The organism is Bacillus sp. SRL337 (assembly GCF_984799155.1).
Genome location: NZ_OZ481793.1, coordinates 128,378 through 153,687, shown reverse-complemented (window position 1 = coordinate 153,687; position 25,310 = coordinate 128,378). Strand labels below are relative to the sequence as shown.

Here is a 25,310-nt window from a genome sequence, read left to right as displayed (position 1 = left end):
TTTAATTATTATACTTCAAAGAATTCGATTTCTTTGCTTTCAGTTGTAAGAGTAACAATCGCTTTACGACGTTTGTTCGTATAGCCGGCATGTTTTCCCATACGCTTGAATTTACCTTTGTAGTTCATAACGTTCACTTTTGCAACTTTAACGCCGAAGATTTCTTCAACTGCATCTTTAACTTGAGTTTTGTTCGCTCTAGTGTCGACTTCAAAAGTGTACTTTTTATCAGCCATAAGATCAGTTGAAAGTTCTGTAATTACGGGGCGCTTAATGATATCGCGTGCATCCATTATGCAAGCACCTCCTCTACTTTTTCAACTGCTGCTTTAGTGATGATCAATTTATCATGAGCAACAACATCCAGTACGCTGATTCCGTTTGCTGCAACTACAGTTACACCAGGAATGTTGCGTGCTGATAGTGCTACGTTATCTTCAGAACCTTCTGTTACCACTAGTGTCTTAGCGTTAACGGAAAGACTCTTTAATACAGCAGCAAATTCTTTTGTTTTTGGAGCATCAAAAACAAGAGATTCTAATACCAGGATATTTTCAGCTGCTACTTTAGAAGAAAGAGCAGATTTGATAGCTAAGCGACGAACCTTCTTAGGAAGCTTGTAGCTGTAGCTGCGTGGAACCGGTCCAAATACAGTACCACCGCCTCGCCATTGTGGAGATCTGATAGATCCCTGACGTGCACGTCCAGTACCTTTTTGACGCCATGGTTTACGTCCACCGCCTCTTACTTCAGAACGGCCTTTTACTTTGCTTGTACCTTGACGCTGAGATGCTCTTTGCATGATGACAGCTTCATATAGTACGTTTTGATTTGGTTCAATACCAAACACTGAATCATTAAGTTCTACATCACCAACTTGTGATCCGCTTTGGTTAAATAATGCTACTTTCGGCATTCGTGTTTCCTCCTTTCCAAAAAAGTTATATTATTTTGTTTTAATGCCAGTCTTGACTTTAAGCATTGCTTTTTTAGGTCCAGGAACATTTCCTTTTACTAGAAGCAGGTTACGCTCAGCATCAACTTTGACAATTTCAAGGTTTTGGATCGTGATTTGTTCTCCACCCATGCGTCCAGGTAGTAATTTACCTTTGAAAACGCGGTTTGGATCAACTGGTCCCATTGAACCAGGACGACGATGGTAGCGGGAACCGTGGGACATAGGTCCGCGGGATTGGTTATGACGCTTGATAGCACCTTGGAAACCTTTACCCTTTGAAATCCCTGTTACATCTACGATATCGCCTTCTGCGAAAATTTCTACTTTGACTTCTTGACCTACTTCATAATCTGAAGAGTTTACTCCGCGGAATTCACGGATGAAGCGCTTAGGAGCAGTTTCCGCTTTAGCAACGTGTCCTTTTTCCGGCTTGTTAGAAAGCTTTTCGCGTTTGTCTTCGAAACCGATTTGGATAGCTTCGTAGCCATCAACTTCAGCAGTTTTCTTTTGAAGAACAACGTTTCCGGCTGCTTCGATAACAGTTACCGGGATAAGATCACCGTTTTCAGCAAAAACTTGAGTCATACCGATTTTTCTACCTAAGATTCCTTTGGTCATGAGTCACACCTCCTGAGTTGTTTTTGTATGGTAATTATAATTTGATTTCAATATCGACACCAGATGGAAGATCTAAACGCATTAGCGCATCAACCGTTTGTGGTGTTGGGTTAACAATATCGATTAAGCGTTTATGCGTACGCATTTCGAATTGCTCACGAGAATCTTTGTACTTATGGACCGCACGAAGAATTGTGTAGATAGACTTCTCAGTCGGAAGCGGGATCGGGCCGGATACTGCCGCACCAGAACGCTTTGCTGTTTCAACAATTTTCTCTGCAGATTGATCAAGGATTCTGTGATCATACGCTTTTAAACGGATACGAATTTTTTGTTTTGCCATTATTTTCCCTCCTTTTTCGCCTACTTTATGATAGACATTCTCCATGGAAATTTCCCACACACTCGCCATGGCAAAGCGGCCGGGTGTGTCAGCAACCTTCCATTTCATCGCAGTCAAAGACCAACATTGTCTATTATAACTAATTCACAGGAGATATGCAACATATTCTTGAATATCTTTGTGATCAGCGCACTTTTACCATTATACAAATCTCTTAGGGGGTTTGCAAGGGTACCAACGGATTTCAAAATATTTCTATAGGGATGGGTTGTCACGTCTGCAGAGGAATGTTTGGGAGTTTAAAGCGGCATCCTTATATATAGAAGGAACTTGGGTAGGTGGTTGCGTGATCCTAAGGTGTGGGTTTGCGGATAGTGTCATTCTTATAGAAGAAACTAGGTTTGATAGAGATACTTTGTTTGATTATACTGTTATATACTCAGATTTTTTTGTATCCAGGGGTTTATCTTTGTATCACACTGCTATAGGTTACTGTTCTTTTGTAAACTGGTGTTTTCTTCTTATTCACACTGTTTTAAGCTGAGCTTGGTTTTATAACCTGGTGTTTCTCTCTTATTCACTCTGTTTTAAGCTGTGATTCCTTCTATAACCTGGTGTTTTTCTCTTATTCACACTGTTTTAAGCTGTGATTCCTTTTATAACCTGGTGTTTCTCTCTTATTCACTCTGTTTTAAGCTGTGATTCCTTTTAAAACCTGGTGTTTTCTTCTTATTCACACTGTTTTAAGCTGAGCTTGGTTTTATAACCTGGTGTTTCCCTCTTATTCACACTGTTTTAAGCTGTGATTCCTTTTATAACCTGGTGTTTCTCTCTTATTCACACTGTTTTAAGCTGTGATTCCTTCTATAACCTGGTGTTTTTCTCTTATTCACTCTGTTTTAAGCTGTGATTCCTTCTATAACCTGGTGTTTTTCTCTTATTCACACTGTTTTAAGCTGTGATTCCTTTTATAACCTGGTATTTCCCTCTTATTCACACTGTTTTAAGCTGTGATTCCTTTTATAACCTGGTGTTTTTCTCTTATTCACACTGTTTTAAGCTGTGATTCCTTTTATAACCTGGTGTTTCCCTCTTATTCACACTGTTTTAAGCTGTGATTTCTTTTATAACCTGGTGTTTCCTTCTTAATCCTACTACTATGAGTGTGGCGTCATTTTACAATCCTGAGTTACTTTCTCTATCACACAATTACCACACCATCTTCTTTCTGGAATGGCACCTTTATTATTTCTATCCTCACCAATTAACTCTTGATCTTCTTCTTTAGTGGTACGTATCTCAACTACCTGCTTATTTCCTACCTATAATCATATGTTTCTCTCCTATTCCTATCACTTCACTTACGCTACACCCCTTTCCTTACCGGCAGTCTTTTCTGCTAATGTATCAACGTATCTTCTCTTCTATCAGCGGACTGTGATAGCGAGGTATGCATAACACCCTGCATATTCATCTGAATAAGAGCATATAAAAAAGCAGATGGGCTCCGGATCCCATCTGCTTTATATTTTTATCGTCAGAGTAAGATTACTCTTGGATAGAAGCAACTACTCCAGCGCCTACAGTACGTCCACCCTCACGGATAGAGAATTTAGTACCTTCTTCGATAGCGATTGGAGAGATTAGTTCAACTGTCATTTCAATGTTATCTCCAGGCATAACCATTTCTACGCCTTCAGGAAGATTACAGATACCAGTTACATCAGTTGTACGGAAGTAGAACTGAGGACGGTAGTTAGTGAAGAATGGAGTGTGACGTCCACCTTCTTCTTTAGAAAGAACATAAACTTCTGCTTTGAAGTTTGTGTGTGGAGTGATTGTACCTGGCTTAGCAAGTACTTGACCACGTTGGATGTCTTCACGTGCTACACCACGAAGAAGAGCTCCGATGTTGTCTCCAGCTTCTGCATAATCAAGAAGCTTACGGAACATTTCTACACCTGTAACAGTTGTAGATTTAGGTTCTTCAGAAAGACCGATGATATCAACAGTATCTCCAACTTTTACTTGTCCACGCTCAACACGTCCAGTTGCAACTGTTCCACGGCCAGTGATTGAGAATACATCCTCAACAGGCATCATGAATGGTTTTTCAGTGTCACGTTCTGGAGTTGGGATATAGCTGTCAACAGCTTCCATAAGTTCGAAGATTTTAGCTTCCCACTCAGGGTCTCCTTCAAGAGCTTTAAGAGCAGAACCTTTGATTACTGGTACATCATCACCAGGGAAGTCGTATTCAGAAAGAAGGTCACGTACTTCCATTTCAACTAGTTCAAGAAGCTCTTCGTCGTCTACCATATCACATTTGTTCATGAAAACAACTAGGTATGGTACACCAACTTGGCGAGAAAGAAGGATGTGCTCACGAGTTTGTGGCATTGGGCCATCAGCAGCAGAAACAACTAGGATTCCGCCGTCCATTTGAGCAGCACCAGTGATCATGTTTTTAACGTAGTCAGCGTGACCAGGGCAGTCAACGTGTGCATAGTGACGAGTATCAGTTTCGTACTCAACGTGTGCAGTAGAGATTGTGATACCGCGCTCTCTTTCTTCTGGAGCACCATCAATTTGGTCATAAGCCATAGCTGTTCCACGACCATACTTCTTATGAAGAGTAGTTGTGATAGCAGCTGTTAATGTAGTTTTACCATGGTCAACGTGACCAATTGTACCGATATTAGCATGTTGCTTGGAACGATCGAATTTTTCCTTACCCATTAGGAAATCCTCCTTTGATTTTTAAAGAATTAAGTATATTTTATATGGTTATCAGAAGGCAGAAGTACTGCCTTCTTTGAGACCATAGCTTACACTAGTATTTATACTTTATTACAGCGAATAAATCAATTATTCACCTTTATTTTTTTTGACGATTTCTTCGGCGATTGACTTAGGTACTTCTTCATAATGGTCGAAGTGCATAGAGTATGTTCCGCGACCTTGCGTGTTAGAACGCAATGAAGTTGCATAACCAAACATTTCAGAAAGTGGAACGAACGCTTTAACTACTTGTGCATTACCGCGAGCTTCCATTCCTTCAACGCGTCCACGACGAGATGTGATATCACCCATGATGTCTCCCATGTATTCTTCTGGGATGACAACTTCAACCTTCATCATTGGCTCAAGGATAGCTGGATCACACTTAGAAACTGCATTTTTAAGTGCTAGAGAAGCAGCTACTTTAAAGGCCATTTCAGAAGAATCGACGTCATGGTAAGAACCGTCTACAAGTCTAGCTTTTACATCGATTAGCGGGTAACCAGCGATAACACCATTTTCCATAGCATCTGCTAGTCCAGCTTGTACTGCAGGAATGTATTCACGAGGAACAACCCCACCAACAATACCATTTTCGAATTCGAAGCCTTTTCCTTCTTCGTTTGGAGAGAATTCAATCCAAACGTGACCGAATTGTCCACGACCACCTGATTGGCGGGCAAATTTACCCTCAACTTTAGCGGATCCGCGGAACGTTTCACGATAAGATACTTGAGGAGCACCAACATTAGCTTCCACTTTGAATTCACGTCTCATACGATCCACGATGATATCCAAGTGAAGTTCACCCATACCCGCGATGATTACTTGTCCAGTTTCCTGGTCAGTATGTGCACGGAATGTAGGATCTTCTTCTTGAAGCTTCTGAAGTGCAGTCGTCATTTTATCTTGGTCAGCTTTAGATTTAGGCTCAACAGATAGGGAGATAACCGGCTCTGGGAATTCCATGGATTCTAAGATAACAAGGCTCTTTTCATCACATAGAGTATCACCCGTAGCAGTGTCCTTCAGTCCAACTGCAGCAGCGATGTCTCCAGAATAAACTGTTGAGATTTCTTCACGAGAGTTAGCATGCATTTGCAGGATACGTCCTACACGCTCACGCTTGCCTTTCGTGGAGTTTTGAACGTATGAACCTGAATCCAATGTTCCAGAGTACACACGGAAGAATGTAAGTTTACCAACATAAGGGTCAGTCATAACTTTGAACGCCAATGCAGAGAATGGAGCATCGTCAGTTGATGGACGAGTCACTTCTTCTTCTGTATCAGGGATCATACCTTTGATGTCAGCAACATCAGTTGGTGCTGGCAGGTAATCAATGACTGCATCAATCAATAACTGAACACCTTTGTTTTTGAAGGCAGAACCACAAAGCACAGGGTAGAAATCTACAGTCAATGTAGCATTACGTACTGCAGCTTTAAGTTCATCATTAGTGACCTCTTCACCTTCAAGGTATTTCATCATGAGTTCTTCATCAAGGTCAGCAACCGCTTCAATCAACTTTCCGCGGTATTCATCAGCTTGATCTTTGTACTCATCTGGAATTTCACGTGCTTCAGCGCGTGTTCCAAGATCATCTTCGTAGAAATAAGCTTTCATTTCCAGAAGGTCGATGATTCCTTCGAATTCATCCTCAGCACCGATTGGAAGCTGAACGGGATGTGCATTCGCTTGAAGACGGTCATGCAACGTTCCTACAGAATATAGGAAGTCTGCACCGATTTTATCCATCTTGTTTACGAATACAACACGTGGAACACCGTAAGTTGTTGCTTGGCGCCAAACTGTTTCAGTTTGAGGCTCAACTCCAGACTGAGCATCTAGTACCGCTACTGCACCATCAAGTACACGAAGGGAACGCTCAACTTCAACTGTGAAGTCTACGTGTCCTGGTGTATCAATGATGTTGATACGATGGTCTTTCCATGAAGCTGTTGTCGCAGCAGATGTGATCGTGATTCCACGTTCCTGCTCTTGCTCCATCCAGTCCATTTGGGAAGCACCTTCGTGAGTTTCACCGATTTTGTGAATACGTCCAGTATAGAAAAGGATACGCTCTGTTGCAGTTGTTTTACCGGCATCGATGTGAGCCATGATTCCGATATTACGAGTCTTTTCTAAGGAGAACTCTCTAGGCATGTCGTCTTTCTCCTTCCATTAATGAAAATTAGTTTGTATAGTTGAAGATTACCAGCGATAGTGAGCAAACGCTTTGTTCGCTTCAGCCATCTTATGCATATCTTCACGCTTTTTAACAGACGCTCCTGTGTTGTTTGCTGCATCAAGGATTTCGTTAGCTAAACGCTCTTCCATTGTCTTTTCACCGCGAAGACGAGAGTAGTTTACTAACCAACGAAGACCTAAAGTAGTACGACGCTCTGGACGAACTTCTACAGGAACCTGGTAGTTTGCACCACCAACACGACGAGCTCTTACTTCCAATACTGGCATGATGTTTTTCAGAGCTTGATCGAAAACTTCCATTGCATCTTTCCCAGAACGCTCGCTGATGATATCAAACGCAGCGTATAGTTTCTTTTGAGCTTTACCTCTCTTACCGTCAATCATGATTTTGTTGATTAGACGAGAAACTAGTTTGGAATTGTACATTGGATCTGGCAATACGTCTCTTTTTGCTACAGGACCTTTACGTGGCATGTGTTTTCCTCCTTTCAACGAAAGTTATCTATTCGTTAAGTTCTGTTTAATTATTTCTTAGCTGCTTTAGGACGCTTAGTACCGTATTTAGAACGGCCTTGCATACGACCTTCAACACCAGCTGTATCTAACGCACCGCGAACGATGTGATAGCGTACCCCCGGTAAATCTTTTACACGTCCGCCGCGGATAAGTACAACACTGTGCTCTTGAAGATTGTGACCAATCCCAGGAATGTATGCAGTTACCTCGATTCCGTTTGTTAGACGCACACGAGCGTATTTACGCAACGCTGAGTTTGGTTTCTTTGGAGTCATTGTACCAACACGAGTACAAACACCGCGTTTTTGTGGAGAAGAAAGGTTAGTGTTCACTTTTTTGAAGCTGTTGTAACCTTTATTCAAAGCAGGTGAAGTAGACTTTGTTGATTTAGATTGGCGTGGTTTACGCACTAATTGGTTAATAGTAGGCATGGATATATCCTCCCTTCTTGCTTTTTATAAGCCCACACATCCAGGTGGTTCATTTTTGTGTAAAAACAAAGTCTTTGCAGTGATAGTGCTGCAAAAACTATTTTACTTAATAATAGCAACAGCTGAGGCTCCAACGTCTATCCCGCATGACTTCCCTAGCTTTCGCATGGAATCAACTCGTGTCACTGGAACATCCATTTCATCGGCTGTTTGTATGACCTTGGCTGTAACCTTATGATCAGCATCTCCGGCTACGACCAACTCTGATACAAGACCGTTTTTAAGAGCTTTGACTGTCTGCTTTGTTCCTACAATGATTTCACTAGCCTGTGATACTTTTTCATAAGACATATTTCATCCTCCAAAGTAACAGGTTACAGTATAGGAGCAACCTTGAATATATTATCATCTTAGAAATCTATTGTCAACAACATAATAAATAATTTATTAGTGCGGCGTTCTAAACAATGCCGCACTAATAGTAAATTATTCTACTGTCACTGTCTCTTCTGTTTCTTCTTCCATCAACGGTTCTGCTTTGCGATAGCGCTGCATTCCTGTTCCTGCTGGAACAAGTTTACCGATGATGACATTTTCTTTCAAGCCGAGAAGTTCGTCACGCTTGCCTTTGATCGCTGCATCTGTAAGGACACGTGTTGTCTCCTGGAAGGATGCGGCAGACAAGAATGAGTCTGTTTCAAGAGATGCTTTCGTGATACCAAGCAACACAGGCCGGCCTGTAGCTGGCACAGAACCCTCAAGAATCGCTTTTTCGTTGGCATCCGTAAATTGGTGGATGTCGAGTAATGTACCAGGAAGAACATCCGTTTCCCCTGCATCGATCACTCTTACTTTTCTCAGCATTTGACGTACCATTACCTCTACGTGCTTATCGCCGATTTCAACACCCTGCATACGGTATACTTTTTGAACCTCACGAAGCAAGTATTCCTGAACCGCATTTACATCTCGGACTTTCAATAATTCTTTCGGATCAATGGAACCTTCAGTAAGCTCCTGACCTCTTAAGACACGGTCGTTAACACCGAATTTCAAACGGGCAGTATATGGAGCATTATACGTCCTGGTTTCCACATCACCTTGTACAGTAATTTCATATTGGCGATCCTTGCCTTCTGAAATGGACGTGATGGCACCCTCGATTTCAGAAATGACAGCCTGACCTTTCGGGTGGCGTGCCTCAAAGATTTCCTGGATACGCGGAAGACCTTGTGTGATATCGTCTCCGGCAACCCCTCCTGTATGGAAGGTACGCATCGTAAGCTGTGTACCTGGCTCACCGATAGATTGGGCAGCAATGATACCCACCGCTTCACCAACTTCTACCTTCTGGCCGGTAGCAAGGTTTGTTCCATAACACTTCTCACACACACCGTGGCGTGTATTACAAGTGAATGCGGAACGGATATAGACTGATTCGATACCAGAATCAACGATTGTCTTAGCAAGATCCTGTGTAATCAATTGATTTTCCTCAACGATTACCTCTTTGGTCTCAGGATGCTTGATTACCCTGCGGGAATAGCGTCCGATAAGACGTTCTTCCAACGGTTCGATGATTTCTGTACCGTCCTTGATCGAAGCAACATGGAGGCCGCGGTCTGTTCCGCAATCTTCCACACGGACAATGACATCCTGTGCAACATCGACAAGACGGCGTGTCAAGTAACCTGAATCGGCAGTCTTAAGGGCCGTATCGGCAAGACCTTTACGGGCACCGTGAGTGGAGATGAAGTACTCTAATACCGTCAATCCTTCACGGAAACTTGATTTGATTGGAAGCTCGATGATACGTCCAGCCGGGTTGGCCATCAGTCCGCGCATACCCGCAAGCTGAGTGAAGTTGGATGCATTACCACGGGCACCGGAATCACTCATCATGAAGATAGGGTTGCTTCGGTCAAGCGTTGCCATCAATTTGCCTTGGATGGTATCCTTGGCAGCACTCCAGATGGAGATAACTCTGTCATAACGCTCATCTTCAGTAATCAAACCACGCTTAAATTGTTTCAGCACGTTATCTACTTTAGACTGAGCTTCTTTCAGAATTTCTTCTTTTTCGCCAAGTACGACGATATCTGCGATACCGACAGTGATACCGGCTTTTGTAGAGTACTTAAACCCTAGGTCCTTCATGCGGTCAAGCATGCGGGAAGTTTCTGTGATCGCAAAGCGTTTGAAAACTTCCGCGATAACATTTCCAAGGAACCCTTTCTTGAACGGGTTGATCAACTCTCTATTCTTAAACTCTTCTTTGATGTCAGTTGTCGGATCAACGAAATAGTTCTCTGGTGTCACTGTTTCCAGGTTGCTCTGAGTCGGCTCGTTGATATAAGGGAAACTGTCTGGAAGAATTTCATTAAAGACGATTTTACCAACTGTTGTTAATAACAATTGTTTATTCTGTTTTTCAGTGAAAGTCTTATTATTAACCGAGCTGGCTGCAATCGCAATACGGCTGTGCAAGTGAACATATCCATTTTGGTATGCAATCAGAGCTTCATTTGCATTAGCAAATGTGCTTCCTTCCCCTTTGGCGCCTTCGCGTTCCATCGTCAGGTAGTAGTTACCAAGGACCATATCCTGAGACGGAGTTACAACAGGTTTACCATCTTTAGGGTTCAGGATGTTCTGAGCCGCAAGCATCAGCATTCTGGCTTCCGCTTGAGCTTCACTGGACAATGGTACGTGGACAGCCATCTGGTCACCATCGAAGTCTGCGTTATAAGCAGTACATACGAGCGGGTGAAGACGGATTGCTCTTCCTTCTACCAATGTCGGTTCGAACGCCTGGATTCCCAATCTGTGAAGCGTAGGGGCGCGGTTAAGCAATACAGGGTGCTCTTTGATTACTTCCTCAAGCACATCCCATACTTCTGGCTGGATTCTTTCGATTTTACGTTTTGCACTCTTGATGTTGTGCGCAATGCCTTTTTCAACAAGTTCCTTCATTACAAACGGCTTGAACAACTCAAGAGCCATTTCTTTTGGAAGGCCGCATTGGTACATTTTCAAGTTAGGACCAACAACGATAACCGAACGGCCAGAATAGTCAACACGCTTACCAAGAAGGTTTTGACGGAAGCGTCCCTGTTTACCTTTAAGCATATGCGAAAGAGATTTCAACGGCCTGTTACCAGGACCTGTTACCGGACGTCCGCGACGCCCGTTATCGATCAATGCATCAACTGCTTCCTGAAGCATACGCTTCTCGTTTTGAACGATGATGCTTGGTGCTCCAAGATCCAATAAACGTTTCAACCGGTTATTACGGTTGATAACACGACGATAGAGGTCATTCAAATCGGATGTTGCAAAACGTCCACCATCAAGCTGTACCATCGGGCGCAGTTCCGGCGGAATGACAGGAAGTACATCGAGGATCATCCAGTCAGGATTGTTTCCTGAGTTGCGGAACGATTCAACCACTTCAAGTCGTTTGATTGCACGAGTACGACGCTGGCCTTGAGCAGTCTTCAACTCTTCTTTCAAGAAATCGGCTTCTTTATCCAAATCGATGTCCTGAAGAATCTTTTTGATTGCTTCAGCACCCATTGCAGCTTGGAATTTGACCCCATACTTTTCACGGTACGCGCGATATTCTTTTTCAGATAAAAGCTGTTTCTTCTCAAGTGCCGTGTCGCCCGGCTCTGTTACTACATAAGAAGCGAAGTAAATGACTTCTTCCAAAGCGCGGGGGGACATGTCTAAGACAAGTCCCATACGGCTTGGAATCCCTTTGAAGTACCAGATATGTGATACAGGTGCTGCAAGCTCGATATGCCCCATTCTTTCACGGCGCACTTTCGCTTTTGTAACCTCAACTCCGCATCGATCACAGACAACACCTTTATAGCGGACGCGCTTGTATTTACCGCAGTGGCATTCCCAGTCCTTTGTAGGTCCGAAAATGCGCTCACAGAACAAGCCGTCTTTTTCTGGTTTAAGTGTACGATAATTGATTGTTTCCGGCTTCTTGACTTCACCAAATGACCAAGAACGAATCTTATCAGGTGATGCAAGGCCGATTTTCATATATTCAAAGTTATTAACATCTAGCAAGGGGCCTACCTCCCTTTTAATCTACAGGTTCTAACCCTAATTGCTTCAGAATCCGATTACTCTTTTGACCCAACGGTTTCGGATTCCTGTTCATCCTTGTCTGCGATATTTAAAGTATCTGCCTGCTGTGATTCCTCTTCATCTTCCAAGTCACGCATTTCGATTTCCTCGTCGTTGCTTGAAAGGATCTTAACGTCCATACCTAAGCTTTGAAGTTCTTTAATCAATACTTTGAATGATTCAGGGACTCCTGGTTCAGGTACATTTTCACCTTTGACAATCGCTTCATATGTCTTCACACGGCCGACAACATCATCAGATTTAACTGTAAGGATTTCTTGCAATGTATATGCGGCACCGTATGCTTCAAGTGCCCATACCTCCATCTCACCGAAACGCTGTCCGCCGAATTGAGCTTTACCGCCCAATGGCTGCTGTGTAACAAGTGAGTATGGTCCGGTGGAACGGGCATGAAGCTTATCGTCAACCATGTGAGCCAGTTTGATCATGTACATGATACCCACTGATACACGGTTATCAAACGGTTCACCAGAACGGCCGTCATAAAGGACAGTCTTGGCATCTCTCGCCATTCCTGCTTCTTCAATCGTTGCCCAGACATCTTCCTCACGTGCACCATCAAATACCGGGGATGCTACGTGGATACCAAGATACCTTGCAGCCATACCAAGATGAAGCTCAAGTACCTGCCCGATATTCATACGGGAAGGAACCCCAAGCGGATTCAACATGATATCGATCGGTGTTCCGTCTGGAAGGAACGGCATATCTTCCTCAGGAAGAATACGTGAGATAACACCCTTGTTACCATGTCGTCCGGCCATCTTATCCCCTTCAGAAATCTTACGCTTCTGAACGATATAGGCACGGACCAGCTGGTTCACACCAGGAGGAAGCTCATCTCCGTCTTCACGGTTGAAGACTTTGACATCCAAGACGATACCGCCGCCGCCATGAGGTACACGAAGAGAAGTATCGCGGACTTCACGCGCCTTTTCACCGAAGATGGCATGCAATAATCTTTCTTCTGCTGTAAGTTCCGTTACCCCCTTAGGCGTTACTTTACCTACTAGAAGGTCACCATCTTTGACTTCGGCACCGATGCGGATGATCCCGCGCTCATCAAGATTACGAAGAGCATCTTCACCGACATTCGGGATATCCCTTGTGATTTCTTCCGGTCCAAGTTTTGTATCTCTGGATTCGGATTCGTATTCTTCAATATGGATGGAGGTATAAACGTCATCTTTGACCAGGCGTTCACTCATGATGATTGCATCCTCATAGTTATAGCCGTCCCAAGTCATGAAACCAACCATGACGTTACGTCCAAGAGCAAGTTCACCTTTTTCCATTGAAGGACCATCTGCAAGAATTTCACCTTTTGTCACACGGTCGCCTTCGCTTACGATCGGGCGTTGATTGTAACAAGTTCCTTGATTGGAACGGATGAACTTCTGCATTCTATATTTATTTAGATCGCCTTTTACTTCCTGGCCATCAATTTCTTTGATCTGGCGTACCCAGACTTGTTTCGCTTCTACACGCTCCACAATACCTTCATGCTTACAAATAACAGCAGCACCTGAATCCTTAGCGGACACGTGCTCCATCCCTGTCCCTACGATAGGGGATTCCGGGTTCATAAGCGGCACTGCTTGACGCTGCATGTTCGCTCCCATGAGGGCACGGTTCGAGTCATCGTTCTCAAGGAACGGTATACATGCTGTTGCAGCAGAAACAACCTGTTTAGGTGATACATCCATGTAATCGATCCGCTCACGTTTAACAACGGTGTTCTCACCGCGGAAACGCGCGATGACTTCATCATCAAGGAATGAACCGTCATCACTCAAACGGGCATTCGCCTGTGCCACTACATAGTTATCTTCCTCATCCGCAGTCAAGTAATCCATGCGGTTTGTCACCTTTCCTGTGTCAGGGTCGACACGGCGGTAAGGTGTTTCAATGAATCCAAAACGGTTCACTTTTGCAAAAGAGGACAAAGAGTTAATCAATCCAATATTCGGACCCTCAGGAGTTTCGATCGGACACATACGCCCATAGTGGGAGTAATGAACGTCACGAACTTCGAATCCTGCACGCTCTCGAGTCAGGCCACCAGGTCCCAATGCTGAAAGACGTCTTTTATGAGTCAACTCGGCAAGCGGATTGGTTTGGTCCATGAACTGGGAAAGCTGCGAGCTTCCAAAGAACTCTTTAATTGAAGCAATAACCGGCCGGATATTGATCAATTGCTGCGGAGTGATCGTGTTGGCATCCTGAATGGACATTCTTTCACGCACTACACGCTCCATACGGGAAAGACCGATTCTGAATTGATTTTGAAGCAATTCACCAACAGAACGAAGACGCCTGTTACCTAAGTGGTCAATATCATCTGTGTCGCCGACTCCGTGAAGCAAGTTAAAGAAGTAACTGATGGAAGAAATGATATCAGCAGGTGTAATGTTCTTGATTTCCTCTTCAACAAACGCATTACTGATAACATTGATCTCTTTTTCTCCCTCTTCGTTCGGAGAGTAAATTTTAATAGATTGAAGAATGACATCTTCTTCCAAAACTCCGCCTGATTGCTGGTAAGTTTTGAAACCGATACCGTTTTCCAGGTATGGGATGATCTTATCAAGAGCACGGCGGTCAAGCACGGTGCCCTTTTCTGCTACAATTTCGCCCGTTTCCGGATCCGCAAGTGTCTCAGCTAGAGTCTGTCCGAAAAGACGATTTTTGATATGCAGCTTTTTGTTCATTTTGTAGCGCCCTACATTCGCAAGATCATATCTCTTAGGATCAAAGAAACGTGAAACTAATAGACTCTTGGCGTTTTCAACTGTAGGCGGCTCACCCGGACGAAGACGCTCATAGATTTCAAGAAGCGCTTTCTCGATACCCTCTGTATTGTCCTTTTCGAGTGTATTCCGGATATACTCATTATCACCAATCAAATCGATGATTTCTTGATCAGAACCAAACCCAAGTGCACGTAAAAGAACCGTAACCGGCAACTTACGTGTGCGGTCGATACGCACATGCACTACATCTTTCGCATCTGTTTCATATTCCAGCCACGCACCGCGGTTTGGGATAACGGTAGCCGTGAAGCCCTTCTTGCCGTTTTTGTCCATTTTGCCGCTGAAGTACACACTTGGAGAACGAACAAGCTGTGAAACGATAACGCGTTCCGCACCATTGATTACGAACGTCCCCGTATCTGTCATCAACGGAAAATCACCCATGAATACATCCTGGTCCTTGACTTCGCCGGTTTCCTTGTTTAACAAACGGACCTTCACTCTTAACGGCGCTGAATATGTTACATCTCGCTCTTTTGATTCTTCCACCGAGTACTTTGGCTCTCCCAGGCTGTAGTCAATAAACTCCAAGGAAAGATTACCAGTGAAGTCCTCAATCGGAGAAATGTCGCGAAACATCTCTCTTAATCCCTCATCAAGAAACCATTGATAGGAGGATGTTTGAATTTCGATTAAATTTGGTAAATCTAATACTTCACTGATACGCGCAAAACTTCTGCGTTGGCGGTGTCGTCCATACTGAACTAGTTGACCTGTCAACTGATTCACCCCTCAAATCAAACGTTTTGGTTGCCTCTATTGGTCTTATAGCAGCACAACCACTCTGCCATAAGACAAAAAGAAAAAGGGTTTTACTCCATAAAACCTCATTTTCCACATAACGAGCTATTATTTTATAATCTTTTCCAAAAATACCATACTTTATACATATGGGCATAATTCCGGAAAATAATATTTTTGCATTTTATAATACTAACATAGCCCCTATATTACGTCAATTAATTTTCTTTTACAGATTTTAAAATCTGATAGCCTTTTTTCTTCGCTGCCACCTCTGAATTTCCGAAGACTTCTTCCATCTTTTTCTGCGCAGAGGCTGCACCTTGCTTCTTCTGAATGACGACCCACAACTCTCCGCCTTCGATCAGGTGATGATAACTGTCTTCCAGGATCTCATGGACAACCATTTTCCCTGCTCTTATCGGCGGGTTTGTCAGGATGGCCGAGAAGTTCTTGTCAATGACATTCTTAAAGCAGCTGCTTTCATATATCGAAACATTGAAAATACCATTGGCGCCCGCATTTTCCTCTGCAAGTCCAAGCGCCCTCTCATTGACATCGACCATATGCACAGTCCGTTCCGGAAATGCTTTCGCCATTGAAAGTCCAACCGGCCCATAACCACAACCCACGTCAAGCAGCGGCCCTGCAACCTCATTTTCCGCAAAAGAGTCAATCAGGAGCCGGGATCCAAAATCAATCTCATTTTTTGAAAAGACACCATGGTCTGTCTTTAAACGAAATGTAAATTCTCTCAATACCGCTTCTATACTCTGAGGGTCACTTTCCACCTCAGGCGTACGGGAATAATAATGATTTGTCATTAAAAGCCTCCCATCCGGAGTGTTCAGCAACGTACTGAAACCCAACCTGAATTATGTGCGGGATATACCAACCAACAGAACAAAAAAGCCCGCTATATAAGCGAGCTTTAAAATCTGTCGTGAATTACTTAACTTCTACGCCAGCTCCAACTTCTTCAAGTTTAGCTTTAAGTTCTTCAGCTTCCTCTTTAGAAATACCTTCTTTAAGAGCTTTAGGAGTGTTATCAACAACTTCCTTCGCTTCTTTAAGACCAAGGCCAGTGATTTCACGAACCACTTTGATAACCTTGATTTTTTGAGAACCAGCGCTCTCAAGGATAACGTCGAATTCAGTTTTCTCTGCAGCAGCGTCTCCGCCAGCAGCAGCGCCCATTGCTACAGGAGCAGCAGCGGTTACACCAAATTCTTCTTCAATAGCTTTTACAAGATCGTTTAATTCAAGAACAGACATTTCTTTGATAGCATCGATAATTTGCTCTTTACTCATTTTATATTTCCTCCTATATTATAACGTTAGTTTAGTTTTTTTCTGCAAGTTAACTTGCAGGATTAAGCGCCTTGCTCTTCTTTTTGATCCGCAACTGCTTTCGTAGCCAATGCGAAGTTGCGCATTGGTGCTTGAAGCACGCTGAGAAGCATGGAAAGAAGACCTTCGCGAGATGGAAGTTCAGCGATTGCTTTAACTTCTTCAACAGAAGTTACTGTACCTTCGATGATACCCGCTTTAATTTCAAGAGCTTCGTGATCTTTAGCAAAGTTGTTAAGAATCTTCGCTGGAGCCACAACCTCTTCTGTACTGAACGCGATTGCGTTCGGTCCAGTCAATACTTCATTTAAACCTTCGAAACCAGCTGCTTCTGCTGCACGACGCGTCATTGTATTTTTGTATACTTTGAAGTCGATGCCAGCTTCACGAAGTTGTTTACGAAGTTCAGTAACCTCAGATACATCAAGTCCACGGTAATCTACGATGATAGTAGATACACTGTTCTTCATCTTGTCTGAGATTTCATCAACGATTTGTTTCTTTTGTTCAAGAATGCTGCTCATCATTACACCTCCTGTAGATTTCTGATGAACATTCATACCGGTCTATCACAATAAAAAATGCCTTCATATCGCTAATAGACATGAAGGCATTGCACACGAATGATTGATTCGTTATATCGCAATTACCTCGGCAGGAATTTAAGCTATGCAGCCCCTGCTGTCTACGGTACAAATGTTATTTATTTTTTAACAACAGAATGAATTGTATACCATTCAATCAGTTAAGTCAATATCAAATTTAAATTATTTTACAGCGAATGTTGAAGGATCTACTTTTACTCCAGGACCCATCGTTGAAGTAACAGCTACGTTTTTCACGTAAGTTCCTTTAGCTGCAGCTGGTTTCGCTTTAAGCATTGTATCGTACATTGTAGTGAAATTCTCAACAAGCTTGTCAGTATCAAATGATACTTTACCAATTGGAACATGTACGTTACCAGCTTTGTCAGCACGGTATTCCACTTTACCAGCTTTGATTTCATTAACCGCTCTTTCAACATCGAAAGTTACAGTTCCTGTTTTAGGGTTCGGCATTAAACCTTTTGGTCCAAGTACACGTCCGAGTTTACCAACTTCACCCATCATGTCAGGTGTAGCAACGATGACATCGAAATCGAACCAGCCTTGGTTGATTTTCGCGATTAGATCTGCATCGCCTACGAAGTCAGCGCCAGCAGCTTCTGCTTCTTTTGCTTTTTCGCCTTTAGCGAATACAAGAACCTTTTGAGTTTTACCAGTTCCGTGCGGAAGCACAACTGCTCCACGGATTTGCTGGTCGTTTTTACGAGTGTCTACCCCAAGACGGAAAGCCACTTCTACAGATGCATCAAACTTAGCGAAGTTTGTCTTTTTCACTAGTTCAACCGCTTCAGCAACATTATAAGCTTGAGAACGGTCTACCAGCTTTTGAGCTTCAAGATATTTCTTACCTTTGTTAGCCATTATTATTTCCTCCTTGATTGTGGTTTTAGCGGAATAACCTCCCACGAATAAAGGTTGCGAGTGAAACAACCATTTCATCATCGCAACCTCGTCCAACATGCACATTCAACTAATCAGGTATTAGTCTTCGATGACAATACCCATGCTGCGCGCAGTACCTTCAACCATTAACATAGCCGCTTCAACGCTTGCAGCGTTTAAGTCAGGCATTTTTGTTTCAGCGATTTCACGTACTTTGTCACGTTTAACCGTTGCAACTTTGTTACGGTTTGGTTCACCTGAACCTGACTCGATACCAGCTGCTTTTTTAAGTAAAACTGCAGCAGGTGGAGTTTTAGTGATGAATGTAAATGAACGGTCTTCAAATACCGAAATTTCAACAGGGATAATCAAGCCAGCTTGATCAGCTGTGCGAGCATTAAACTCCTTACAGAATCCCATGATATTAACACCAGCTTGACCAAGCGCTGGACCAACCGGCGGCGCTGGATTCGCTTTACCAGCAGGGATTTGCAACTTAACAACTTTAACTACTTTTTTAGCCACGAGACACACCTCCTTAAAGTCCGTGATGTGGTAATAGGGCCAATATTGCCCTCCCACTCAATTTAGAAAATGTCTTTATCAACATAAAGAACTTAATTTGTAGTACAGCAGTCTCTCGCAGAGACAGACTGACTTATGAAATATTATCACTTTTCCAATCTAATTTCAAGTTCTTTTAGATTATAATTTATCAATTTGTGTAAATTCCAACTCTACCGGAGTTTCACGGCCAAACATATTAACCAATACCTTGACTTTTGCTTTGGCTGCATCGATTTCTTCGATCTGCCCTGTGAAGTTGGCAAAAGGCCCCTCTGTCACTGTAACAGTTTCGCCTAGTTCGAAGTTTATGTCGAGTCTCTTTTCTACCATACCCATCTGCTTAAGCAGCGTGTTCACTTCTTCAGGCAGAAGCGGGGTCGGCTTCGAACCTGAACCTGTAGAGCCAACAAAACCTGTTACTCCAGGAGTATTGCGGACAACATACCATGAATCATCCGTCATAACTATTTCGACAATTACATAACCAGGGAATACTTTCTTTTTGACGACTTTTTTCTTGCCGTTTTTAATTTCTGTTTCTTCTTCTTCGGGTACGACTACACGAAAAATTTTGTCTTGCATTCCCATTGATTCAACTCGTTTTTCCAAGTTTGCTTTTACTTTATTCTCATAACCTGAGTAAGTATGGACTACATACCAATTCTTCTCCATTTATTAGGACTAAACGTCCGTCCCTCCTCTAAATATCATATAATCGGAATATTTTTTTAACCCAAATGAAAAAACCCGGTTTTCAACGGGTTCCTAGAAGTTTTGCGCTATTAAATGTCATTATACCATGAATTCTATCTCTATATACAACGCATTCTGCATTTCGTAATTATGGCGAAATCAAATTTCTACTAAAAGGCTTTATCTGCCAGGAATAAGACGAATAAGTTCAGAGATCCCCAAATCAATAACTGTAAAGAAAAGTGCAACAAAAATAACAGTAGAAATGACAGTGATTGTGTAACGTGTAAGCTCCTTGCGTTTCGGCCAGCTTACCTTTTTCATCTCTGATGAGACATTGCTAAAGAATTTGAACATCTGTTGTTACCTCCAACTTGTATATATCACCGGGCGTCCATCTCGATGTCAGCTGCAGCGCCCCAAAGGCTAGCAGACTCCAATCCGTACGGCGCTGATCGGCCGTTCCCGCTTTTTATTCTACTTTGTTTCTCTATGGATTGTGTGGGCATTGCATGTACTGCAGAACTTTTTCAACTCTAATCTATCTTGCTTGCCGCTTCTATTATTAGGAGCGGTATAGTTACGGGAACCACATTCATTGCAAGCCAAAACAACTTTGCTGCTCATTAACTTCACCTGCTATTTTTTCATACTAAGTAAGTCCTATCAAAAATAACATGGAGGTGTTTTTGTGTCAATACGGCATCGGGAGCACTATAAGGTGATTTCCCTTACTTCCAAATACCTTTCCAGCTTGCGTTTGACTCTCTGTAGAGCATTGTCTATCGACTTCACATGGCGGTTCAACTCTTCTGAGATCTCCTGATAGGATTGGCCGTCAAGATAAAGCGATAAGACTTTCCTCTCAAGGTCACTCAAAAGTTCTGCCATCTTGTCTTCCATACTGTCAAACTCTTCCCGGTTGATGATCAACTCTTCGGGATTGGTTATTTTGGCCCCGGTTATGACATCCAGAAGAGTCCTGTCCGATTCTTCATCATAAATAGGCTTGTCCAATGACACATAGGAATTCAGCGGTATATGTTTTTGGCGTGTCGCTGTCTTGATTGCCGTGATGATCTGCCTGGTAATGCACAGCTCGGCAAATGCTTTAAAAGAGGTCAGTTTATCCTCTTTATAATCACGTATTGCTTTGTACAGTCCTATCATGCCTTCCTGTACAATATCCTCTTTGTCAGCGCCAATCAGAAAATAGGATCTCGCTTTCGCTCTCACAAAATTCCGATATTTCTTAATAAGGAAATCCAGCGCTTCGCTTTCTCCCTGGTGAACCATCTCAATCACGGCTTCGTCGTCCATTGTCTCTAATAGAGTTTTCAGTTCTCCTGTGCTGCTGTGAATGTCCACACATATCCTCCTCGCGCAAACAATAGATAGACAATATTATACAGCACTATTTTTGAAAGCGTCAACAGGTCATTGCTGTCCCCGGCGCCATTTTTCAAAAATTTCTGCCACTTCTTCTGTAAGAGTGATCTTCGATGAAGGCTTCCTCTCCACAGTTTTCTTGACATTTTTTTCAATTTTTTTCTGGATGGACTGCCACTCATTAAAAAGTTCCCGCGCTGATTTCCTCAATGCACCCTGCCCGAATATGGCCCATTGTTCCGTAAAGTCGGAGGTAGCAACATGGATTTGTGTTTTTATATTATTGAGTTCTATCGCCAGTTTCTCTATTCTTTCATCTGCAGTCTCGTTTTCTCTCGTATAAAATACATCCACTTTATAATTCTTATATTTTCTTTCAATACCTGTTACATAGTGAGCATCGAAGATAACAATAACTCTGTAACCGGTATACCCTTGATACTCAGCCATACATTCCACCAGGCGGTCCCTGGCTGCAGCAAGGTCTTTGTTTTTCAGATCCCTAAGCTCCGGCCAGGCCCCAATGATATTGTATCCATCCACGAGGAGAATGTTCATCTTCTTACTCCCCTAAAGGATGGCGTTTGCGGTATACCTCATACATCAGAATGCTGGCTGCGACAGATGCATTCAATGATGTCACATGCCCAACCATAGGCATTTTAATAAGAAAATCACATTTATCTCTTATCAAACGGCCGATTCCTTTCCCTTCACTGCCGATGACAAGGCATATCGGCAAATCTCCATCCAGCCTGCGGTAGTCATCCGCACCTTTCGCATCCGTTCCCGCTACCCAGAGGCCCTTTTCCTTCAATTCATCAATAGTCTGTGCCAGGTTGGTGACCCTTGCTACAGGGATATGTTCAATCGCCCCCGTCGATGCTTTTGCTACTGTAGCTGTAAGCCCTACTGCTCTTCTTTTTGGAATGATGATCCCATGGACACCGGAAGCATCTGCCGTTCTCATAATCGACCCCAGGTTATGGGGATCTTCAAGTTCATCAAGCATCAGGAAGAAAGGTGTCTCACCCTTTTGTTCAGCTCTCGCATACAGCTCGTCCATTTCTGCATACTGGTAAGCGGCTACTGATGCGACAACCCCCTGATGGTTCTCCTTGACCATTCCCTCGATTTTCTGTTTCGGAACAAACTGGACCAGAACCTTCTTTTCTTTTGCCAACTTGGTGATTTGTCCCATCGATCCTTTTTGTGAGCCTTCTGCAATCCAGATTTTGTTGATATCGCGGCCTGATTTCAAGGCCTCTATGACAGGGTTTCTCCCTGCAATAAATTCACTGTCCATCATGATCCTCCTTTCTGGTGATTAATATTATTATCTAAAGTCTGTTGTATCAGTTCCTCAAGCCGTTCCTTCCGGTTTTGCAAAAACAAGTAGCCGATTAATGCTTCGAAAGCTGTACTGTATCTGTAAGTCTGTACATCGGTATTCTTCGGAATAGTGCCGGACTTGGCATTACGCCCCCTGCGGACAATGGCCATTTCCTCCTCCGAAAGAAGTTCTTGGTCTGATATTACTTTAAGTGCCGCAGCCTGGGCCTTGGCTGAAACATATCCTGTTGCGGCACGGTGCAGCTGGTTTGGTTTTACCCTCCCTGACTGGAGAAGGAACTGCCGCACATATGTTTCATATACGGCATCCCCCATGTAGGCCAGTGCAAGAGCATTCATTTGTTTGGCATCTATATTTTCATTCTGCTGATATAACATGATTACCCTCTTTTCCAGCGTGTTCCCTGAGCCGTATCTTCCAGAATGATATTCATATCTTTCAACTTATCTCGCAGTTCATCTGCAAGCTGGAATTTCCTGTCTTTTCTTGCCTGGTTCCGCTGGTTGATCATTTCTTCGATTTCTTCATCAAGCAATTCTGCCTCTTCAAGCTTCAGGCCCAGAACCTCGAAGAACTCCTGGAAGTGTCTCATGAAATCATCAATCACTATAACGGATGTGTTCTTTTCCATGAGATAATAATTTGCCTGCCTGGACAACTCGAATAGCACAGAAATACCGTTGGCTGTATTAAAGTCATCATCCATTTCACTGATGAACTGTTCTTTCAGTATAGCAATTTTTTCAAACCACTCATTATTATTATCCGTCAGCTCCGCGGAAGAATCCCTTCTATGCTTCAGGTTTTCATAAGATGTCTTCAAGCGGTCCAGACCTGTCTTGGCATTGTCCAACAGTTCAAGATTGTAGTTGATCGGATGCCTGTAGTGGACGGACAACATGAAAAACCGGAGGACTTGCGGATCCTGTTCTTTGATAATGTCATGAACGAGAACAAAGTTCCCAAGGGACTTAGACATCTTTTCATTATCAATATTAATGTATCCGTTATGCATCCAATAACGTGCAAATGTTTGGTTATTCAATGCTTCTGACTGAGCGATTTCATTTTCATGATGGGGGAAGGCCAAGTCCTGTCCGCCTGCATGGATATCAATCGTTTCTCCCAGATACTTCTTGGCCATAGCCGAGCACTCAATATGCCAACCCGGACGGCCTTGGCCCCATGGACTCTCCCAGAAGATTTCTCCCTCTTTCGCTGCTTTCCAAAGCACGAAATCAAGCGGGTCTTCCTTTTTGTCTCCCGCCTCGATCCGCGCTCCGACTTTCAATTCATCGATAGATTGATGCGAGAGCTTACCGTAGCCTTCAAATTTCCTTGTCCTGTAATAAACATCACCCTTCGATTCATAGGCATATTCTTTGTCTATCAATGCCTGGATGAAATCTATTATGATATCCATGTTTTCTGTTACTCGCGGATGGACATCTGCTTTCTGGCATCCAAGAGCACCAGTGTCTTCATGGTAGGCCTCAATAAACCGCTCAGCAATGGCTGGCACGTCTTCACCAAGTTCGTTTGCCGCCTTGATCAGCTTGTCATCAACATCTGTGAAGTTTGATACAAAGTTGACATCATAGCCGCGATATTCAAAATAGCGATGGACGGTATCAAAGACGATTGCGGGGCGGGCATTTCCTATATGAATATAATTGTATACTGTCGGACCGCAGACATACATCTTTACCTTTCCTTCGTCCAGCGGTTTGAATTCTTCTTTTTTCCTTGTGAGTGTGTTGTAAATTTTAATGGTCATCTTGGCGGATATCCCCTTTCTGTTGTGCTTCTGCGAGCATTTTCTTCAATGTCAGTATTTGAATTTCCAAGTCATTGCATCGATCTGCCACAGGATCTGGAAGATCAGTATGATTGAAGTCTTTCTCTTTCACCTTTACGCCGTCTTTTATGACGACCCTGCCCGGAATGCCGACCACTGTCGAATTGGGAGGGACATCCTTTAAAACTACCGAGCCTGCCCCTACCTTAGAATTCTCTCCAACAACGATAGACCCTAGTACTTTCGCACCTGTGGCAACAAGAGCGTTATCCTTGATGGTCGGATGGCGTTTACCTTTTTCCTTTCCTGTTCCACCAAGAGTGACCCCTTGGAAGATCGTTACATTTTCACCGATCTCACATGTCTCGCCGATGACGACGCCCATCCCATGGTCAATGAAAAACCGTCTGCCGATCACTGCACCGGGGTGGATTTCAACACCAGTGAAAAAGCGGCTTACCTGGGAGATCACTCTGGCGATAAAATAGAATTTTCGTTTATAAAATGCATGGGCCAGCCTGTGTGCCCAAATCGCATGCAGTCCTGAATAAGTCAAAATGACCTCCAGCGAGTTGCGGGCTGCCGGATCCTGGTCAAATACAGTCTGTATATCTTCTCTAAGATGCTTAAACACTTGCGTCCCCCTCCTTTCTTTCATCCCGATTTTTTTAAAAATATGATTATAAAAAGCCTGATTCCATACTTTAAGCTCACTTGAAACCAAAAAGTTGAACCTAACTGTTTCCGGGTGTATTTATAAAAACTGATTTCTCAAAAGAGAGATACGTGTCATTGCCTAAGGTGAATGGGGCGGAAGCTGCCCGACTCCTGCGGGATCAGCGGGACTCTTCCAGCTCCAGCGGCCGATGGTCCATCCTGCTGGAACAAACCTACCAGCTGGCAGGCTGCGGTCATTCTCCTTGCGTATCCACCTCCAAGGCTCAGCTGCTGGAGGGCTTCCTTACTCTCTTTGCGATTAGGCAGCATCGGCTCGCTTCGTTTGCCCAGAATGGCAGCTTCCGCTTTTTAGTGCACTGTCAGCTCCGCGGAGTAGCGCACTTGGAACGGAAATCATCTTTACTATCCAACGGAAGGA

Annotated in this window: 25 protein-coding genes and 1 other annotated feature; all 25 genes read right to left on the bottom strand. The window is 43.4% G+C overall.

From position 1 onward, the window contains the following. Positions 1-8: 8 nt before the first annotated feature. Complete coding sequence (rplW, locus tag AC4E8A_RS00740) at positions 9-293, bottom strand: 50S ribosomal protein L23 (RefSeq protein ID WP_490196297.1); 285 nt, start codon at positions 291-293, stop codon at positions 9-11. Further along, complete coding sequence (gene rplD, locus AC4E8A_RS00735) at positions 293-916, bottom strand: 50S ribosomal protein L4 (RefSeq protein WP_490196296.1); 624 nt, start codon at positions 914-916, stop codon at positions 293-295. Before rplD ends, rplW begins: the two co-directional genes overlap by 1 nt. 30 nt (positions 917-946) lie before the next feature. Then, on the bottom strand, positions 947-1,576 hold the full coding sequence (gene rplC / locus AC4E8A_RS00730) for a 50S ribosomal protein L3 (RefSeq protein ID WP_119548621.1): 630 nt from the start codon (positions 1,574-1,576) through the stop codon (positions 947-949). Positions 1,577-1,610: 34 nt separating this feature from the next. Next, complete coding sequence (rpsJ, locus tag AC4E8A_RS00725) at positions 1,611-1,919, bottom strand: 30S ribosomal protein S10 (protein ID WP_034676072.1); 309 nt, start codon at positions 1,917-1,919, stop codon at positions 1,611-1,613. A 1,548-nt stretch (positions 1,920-3,467) separates the two neighbouring features. Next, positions 3,468-4,658, bottom strand: a complete 1,191-nt coding sequence (gene tuf, locus AC4E8A_RS00720) for an elongation factor Tu (RefSeq protein ID WP_490196295.1) — start codon at positions 4,656-4,658, stop codon at positions 3,468-3,470. 129 nt (positions 4,659-4,787) lie between these two features. Further along, positions 4,788-6,866 carry an elongation factor G gene (gene fusA, locus AC4E8A_RS00715; RefSeq protein WP_490196294.1) on the bottom strand — a complete coding sequence of 693 codons (2,079 nt, stop codon included), beginning with the start codon at positions 6,864-6,866 and terminating at the stop codon, positions 4,788-4,790. A gap of 48 nt (positions 6,867-6,914) precedes the next feature. Continuing rightward, on the bottom strand, positions 6,915-7,385 hold the full coding sequence (rpsG, locus tag AC4E8A_RS00710; protein WP_490196293.1) for a 30S ribosomal protein S7: 471 nt from the start codon (positions 7,383-7,385) through the stop codon (positions 6,915-6,917). 50 nt (positions 7,386-7,435) lie between these two features. Continuing rightward, entirely contained in the window at positions 7,436-7,858 is a 423-nt protein-coding gene (gene rpsL, locus AC4E8A_RS00705) for a 30S ribosomal protein S12 (protein ID WP_113929750.1), read from the bottom strand. Positions 7,859-7,960: 102 nt separating this feature from the next. After that, on the bottom strand, positions 7,961-8,209 hold the full coding sequence (locus AC4E8A_RS00700; protein WP_490196292.1) for a 50S ribosomal protein L7ae-like protein: 249 nt from the start codon (positions 8,207-8,209) through the stop codon (positions 7,961-7,963). 135 nt (positions 8,210-8,344) lie between these two features. After that, positions 8,345-11,941 (bottom strand): DNA-directed RNA polymerase subunit beta', encoded by a 3,597-nt coding sequence (gene rpoC, locus AC4E8A_RS00695; RefSeq protein ID WP_490196291.1) that lies wholly within the window; start codon positions 11,939-11,941, stop codon positions 8,345-8,347. Positions 11,942-11,997: 56 nt separating this feature from the next. Beyond that, complete coding sequence (gene rpoB, locus AC4E8A_RS00690) at positions 11,998-15,555, bottom strand: DNA-directed RNA polymerase subunit beta (protein WP_490196290.1); 3,558 nt, start codon at positions 15,553-15,555, stop codon at positions 11,998-12,000. 239 nt (positions 15,556-15,794) lie between these two features. Further along, a complete protein-coding gene (locus AC4E8A_RS00685; RefSeq protein ID WP_490196289.1) occupies positions 15,795-16,400 on the bottom strand; it encodes a class I SAM-dependent methyltransferase in 606 nt (201 codons plus the stop codon). Positions 16,401-16,524: 124 nt separating this feature from the next. Continuing rightward, positions 16,525-16,887 (bottom strand): 50S ribosomal protein L7/L12, encoded by a 363-nt coding sequence (gene rplL, locus AC4E8A_RS00680; protein ID WP_490196288.1) that lies wholly within the window; start codon positions 16,885-16,887, stop codon positions 16,525-16,527. A gap of 62 nt (positions 16,888-16,949) precedes the next feature. Further along, a complete protein-coding gene (gene rplJ, locus AC4E8A_RS00675) occupies positions 16,950-17,450 on the bottom strand; it encodes a 50S ribosomal protein L10 (protein ID WP_490198738.1) in 501 nt (166 codons plus the stop codon). Between the two features lie 43 nt (positions 17,451-17,493). After that, positions 17,494-17,635 (bottom strand) — a sequence feature (ribosomal protein L10 leader region). 58 nt (positions 17,636-17,693) lie between these two features. Next, on the bottom strand, positions 17,694-18,392 hold the full coding sequence (gene rplA, locus AC4E8A_RS00670) for a 50S ribosomal protein L1 (protein ID WP_490196287.1): 699 nt from the start codon (positions 18,390-18,392) through the stop codon (positions 17,694-17,696). A 120-nt stretch (positions 18,393-18,512) separates the two neighbouring features. Next, the gene (rplK, locus tag AC4E8A_RS00665; RefSeq protein WP_148941924.1) at positions 18,513-18,938 is read right to left on the bottom strand and encodes a 50S ribosomal protein L11; all 426 of its coding nucleotides are present in this window, start codon (positions 18,936-18,938) and stop codon (positions 18,513-18,515) included. A gap of 180 nt (positions 18,939-19,118) precedes the next feature. After that, the gene (nusG, locus tag AC4E8A_RS00660; protein ID WP_490196286.1) at positions 19,119-19,652 is read right to left on the bottom strand and encodes a transcription termination/antitermination protein NusG; all 534 of its coding nucleotides are present in this window, start codon (positions 19,650-19,652) and stop codon (positions 19,119-19,121) included. A gap of 201 nt (positions 19,653-19,853) precedes the next feature. Then, positions 19,854-20,030 (bottom strand): preprotein translocase subunit SecE, encoded by a 177-nt coding sequence (gene secE / locus AC4E8A_RS00655; RefSeq protein ID WP_113929740.1) that lies wholly within the window; start codon positions 20,028-20,030, stop codon positions 19,854-19,856. Between the two features lie 120 nt (positions 20,031-20,150). Further along, on the bottom strand, positions 20,151-20,300 hold the full coding sequence (gene rpmG / locus AC4E8A_RS00650; RefSeq protein ID WP_490196285.1) for a 50S ribosomal protein L33: 150 nt from the start codon (positions 20,298-20,300) through the stop codon (positions 20,151-20,153). Positions 20,301-20,387: 87 nt separating this feature from the next. Continuing rightward, complete coding sequence (gene sigH, locus AC4E8A_RS00645) at positions 20,388-21,041, bottom strand: RNA polymerase sporulation sigma factor SigH (protein WP_490196284.1); 654 nt, start codon at positions 21,039-21,041, stop codon at positions 20,388-20,390. 69 nt (positions 21,042-21,110) lie between these two features. After that, positions 21,111-21,620 (bottom strand): NYN domain-containing protein, encoded by a 510-nt coding sequence (locus AC4E8A_RS00640; protein WP_490196283.1) that lies wholly within the window; start codon positions 21,618-21,620, stop codon positions 21,111-21,113. Between the two features lie 4 nt (positions 21,621-21,624). Further along, positions 21,625-22,368, bottom strand: coding sequence for a 23S rRNA (guanosine(2251)-2'-O)-methyltransferase RlmB (rlmB, locus tag AC4E8A_RS00635; protein WP_490198737.1), 744 nt, complete (start codon positions 22,366-22,368; stop codon positions 21,625-21,627). Further along, the gene (locus AC4E8A_RS00630) at positions 22,368-22,793 is read right to left on the bottom strand and encodes a Mini-ribonuclease 3 (protein WP_490196282.1); all 426 of its coding nucleotides are present in this window, start codon (positions 22,791-22,793) and stop codon (positions 22,368-22,370) included. Before AC4E8A_RS00630 ends, rlmB begins: the two co-directional genes overlap by 1 nt. A gap of 2 nt (positions 22,794-22,795) precedes the next feature. Continuing rightward, positions 22,796-24,193, bottom strand: coding sequence for a cysteine--tRNA ligase (gene cysS, locus AC4E8A_RS00625; protein WP_490196281.1), 1,398 nt, complete (start codon positions 24,191-24,193; stop codon positions 22,796-22,798). Further along, a complete protein-coding gene (cysE, locus tag AC4E8A_RS00620; protein WP_490196280.1) occupies positions 24,183-24,848 on the bottom strand; it encodes a serine O-acetyltransferase in 666 nt (221 codons plus the stop codon). The genes cysS and cysE overlap by 11 nt, the downstream gene beginning before the upstream one ends. Positions 24,849-25,310: the final 462 nt, after the last annotated feature.

What these genes read in the sequence shown, in the direction of transcription:
- rlmB (WP_490198737.1), bottom strand. Translation starts at nt 22,368, where the DNA reads ATGGACAGTGAATTTATTGCAGGGAGAAACCCTGTCATAGAGGCCTTG.
- rpsG (WP_490196293.1), bottom strand. Translation starts at nt 7,385, where the DNA reads ATGCCACGTAAAGGTCCTGTAGCAAAAAGAGACGTATTGCCAGATCCA.
- AC4E8A_RS00630 (WP_490196282.1), bottom strand. Translation starts at nt 22,793, where the DNA reads ATGTTATATCAGCAGAATGAAAATATAGATGCCAAACAAATGAATGCT.
- rpmG (WP_490196285.1), bottom strand. Translation starts at nt 20,300, where the DNA reads ATGAGCAGCAAAGTTGTTTTGGCTTGCAATGAATGTGGTTCCCGTAAC.
- nusG (WP_490196286.1), bottom strand. Translation starts at nt 19,652, where the DNA reads ATGGAGAAGAATTGGTATGTAGTCCATACTTACTCAGGTTATGAGAAT.
- rplD (WP_490196296.1), bottom strand. Translation starts at nt 916, where the DNA reads ATGCCGAAAGTAGCATTATTTAACCAAAGCGGATCACAAGTTGGTGAT.
- fusA (WP_490196294.1), bottom strand. Translation starts at nt 6,866, where the DNA reads ATGCCTAGAGAGTTCTCCTTAGAAAAGACTCGTAATATCGGAATCATG.
- AC4E8A_RS00640 (WP_490196283.1), bottom strand. Translation starts at nt 21,620, where the DNA reads ATGAACATTCTCCTCGTGGATGGATACAATATCATTGGGGCCTGGCCG.
- rplJ (WP_490198738.1), bottom strand. Translation starts at nt 17,450, where the DNA reads ATGAGCAGCATTCTTGAACAAAAGAAACAAATCGTTGATGAAATCTCA.
- AC4E8A_RS00685 (WP_490196289.1), bottom strand. Translation starts at nt 16,400, where the DNA reads ATGACAAATCATTATTATTCCCGTACGCCTGAGGTGGAAAGTGACCCT.
- rplL (WP_490196288.1), bottom strand. Translation starts at nt 16,887, where the DNA reads ATGAGTAAAGAGCAAATTATCGATGCTATCAAAGAAATGTCTGTTCTT.
- rpsL (WP_113929750.1), bottom strand. Translation starts at nt 7,858, where the DNA reads ATGCCTACTATTAACCAATTAGTGCGTAAACCACGCCAATCTAAATCA.
- secE (WP_113929740.1), bottom strand. Translation starts at nt 20,030, where the DNA reads ATGTTCAAATTCTTTAGCAATGTCTCATCAGAGATGAAAAAGGTAAGC.
- rplC (WP_119548621.1), bottom strand. Translation starts at nt 1,576, where the DNA reads ATGACCAAAGGAATCTTAGGTAGAAAAATCGGTATGACTCAAGTTTTT.
- rpsJ (WP_034676072.1), bottom strand. Translation starts at nt 1,919, where the DNA reads ATGGCAAAACAAAAAATTCGTATCCGTTTAAAAGCGTATGATCACAGA.
- rplW (WP_490196297.1), bottom strand. Translation starts at nt 293, where the DNA reads ATGGATGCACGCGATATCATTAAGCGCCCCGTAATTACAGAACTTTCA.
- AC4E8A_RS00700 (WP_490196292.1), bottom strand. Translation starts at nt 8,209, where the DNA reads ATGTCTTATGAAAAAGTATCACAGGCTAGTGAAATCATTGTAGGAACA.
- rplA (WP_490196287.1), bottom strand. Translation starts at nt 18,392, where the DNA reads ATGGCTAACAAAGGTAAGAAATATCTTGAAGCTCAAAAGCTGGTAGAC.
- tuf (WP_490196295.1), bottom strand. Translation starts at nt 4,658, where the DNA reads ATGGGTAAGGAAAAATTCGATCGTTCCAAGCAACATGCTAATATCGGT.
- cysS (WP_490196281.1), bottom strand. Translation starts at nt 24,193, where the DNA reads ATGACCATTAAAATTTACAACACACTCACAAGGAAAAAAGAAGAATTC.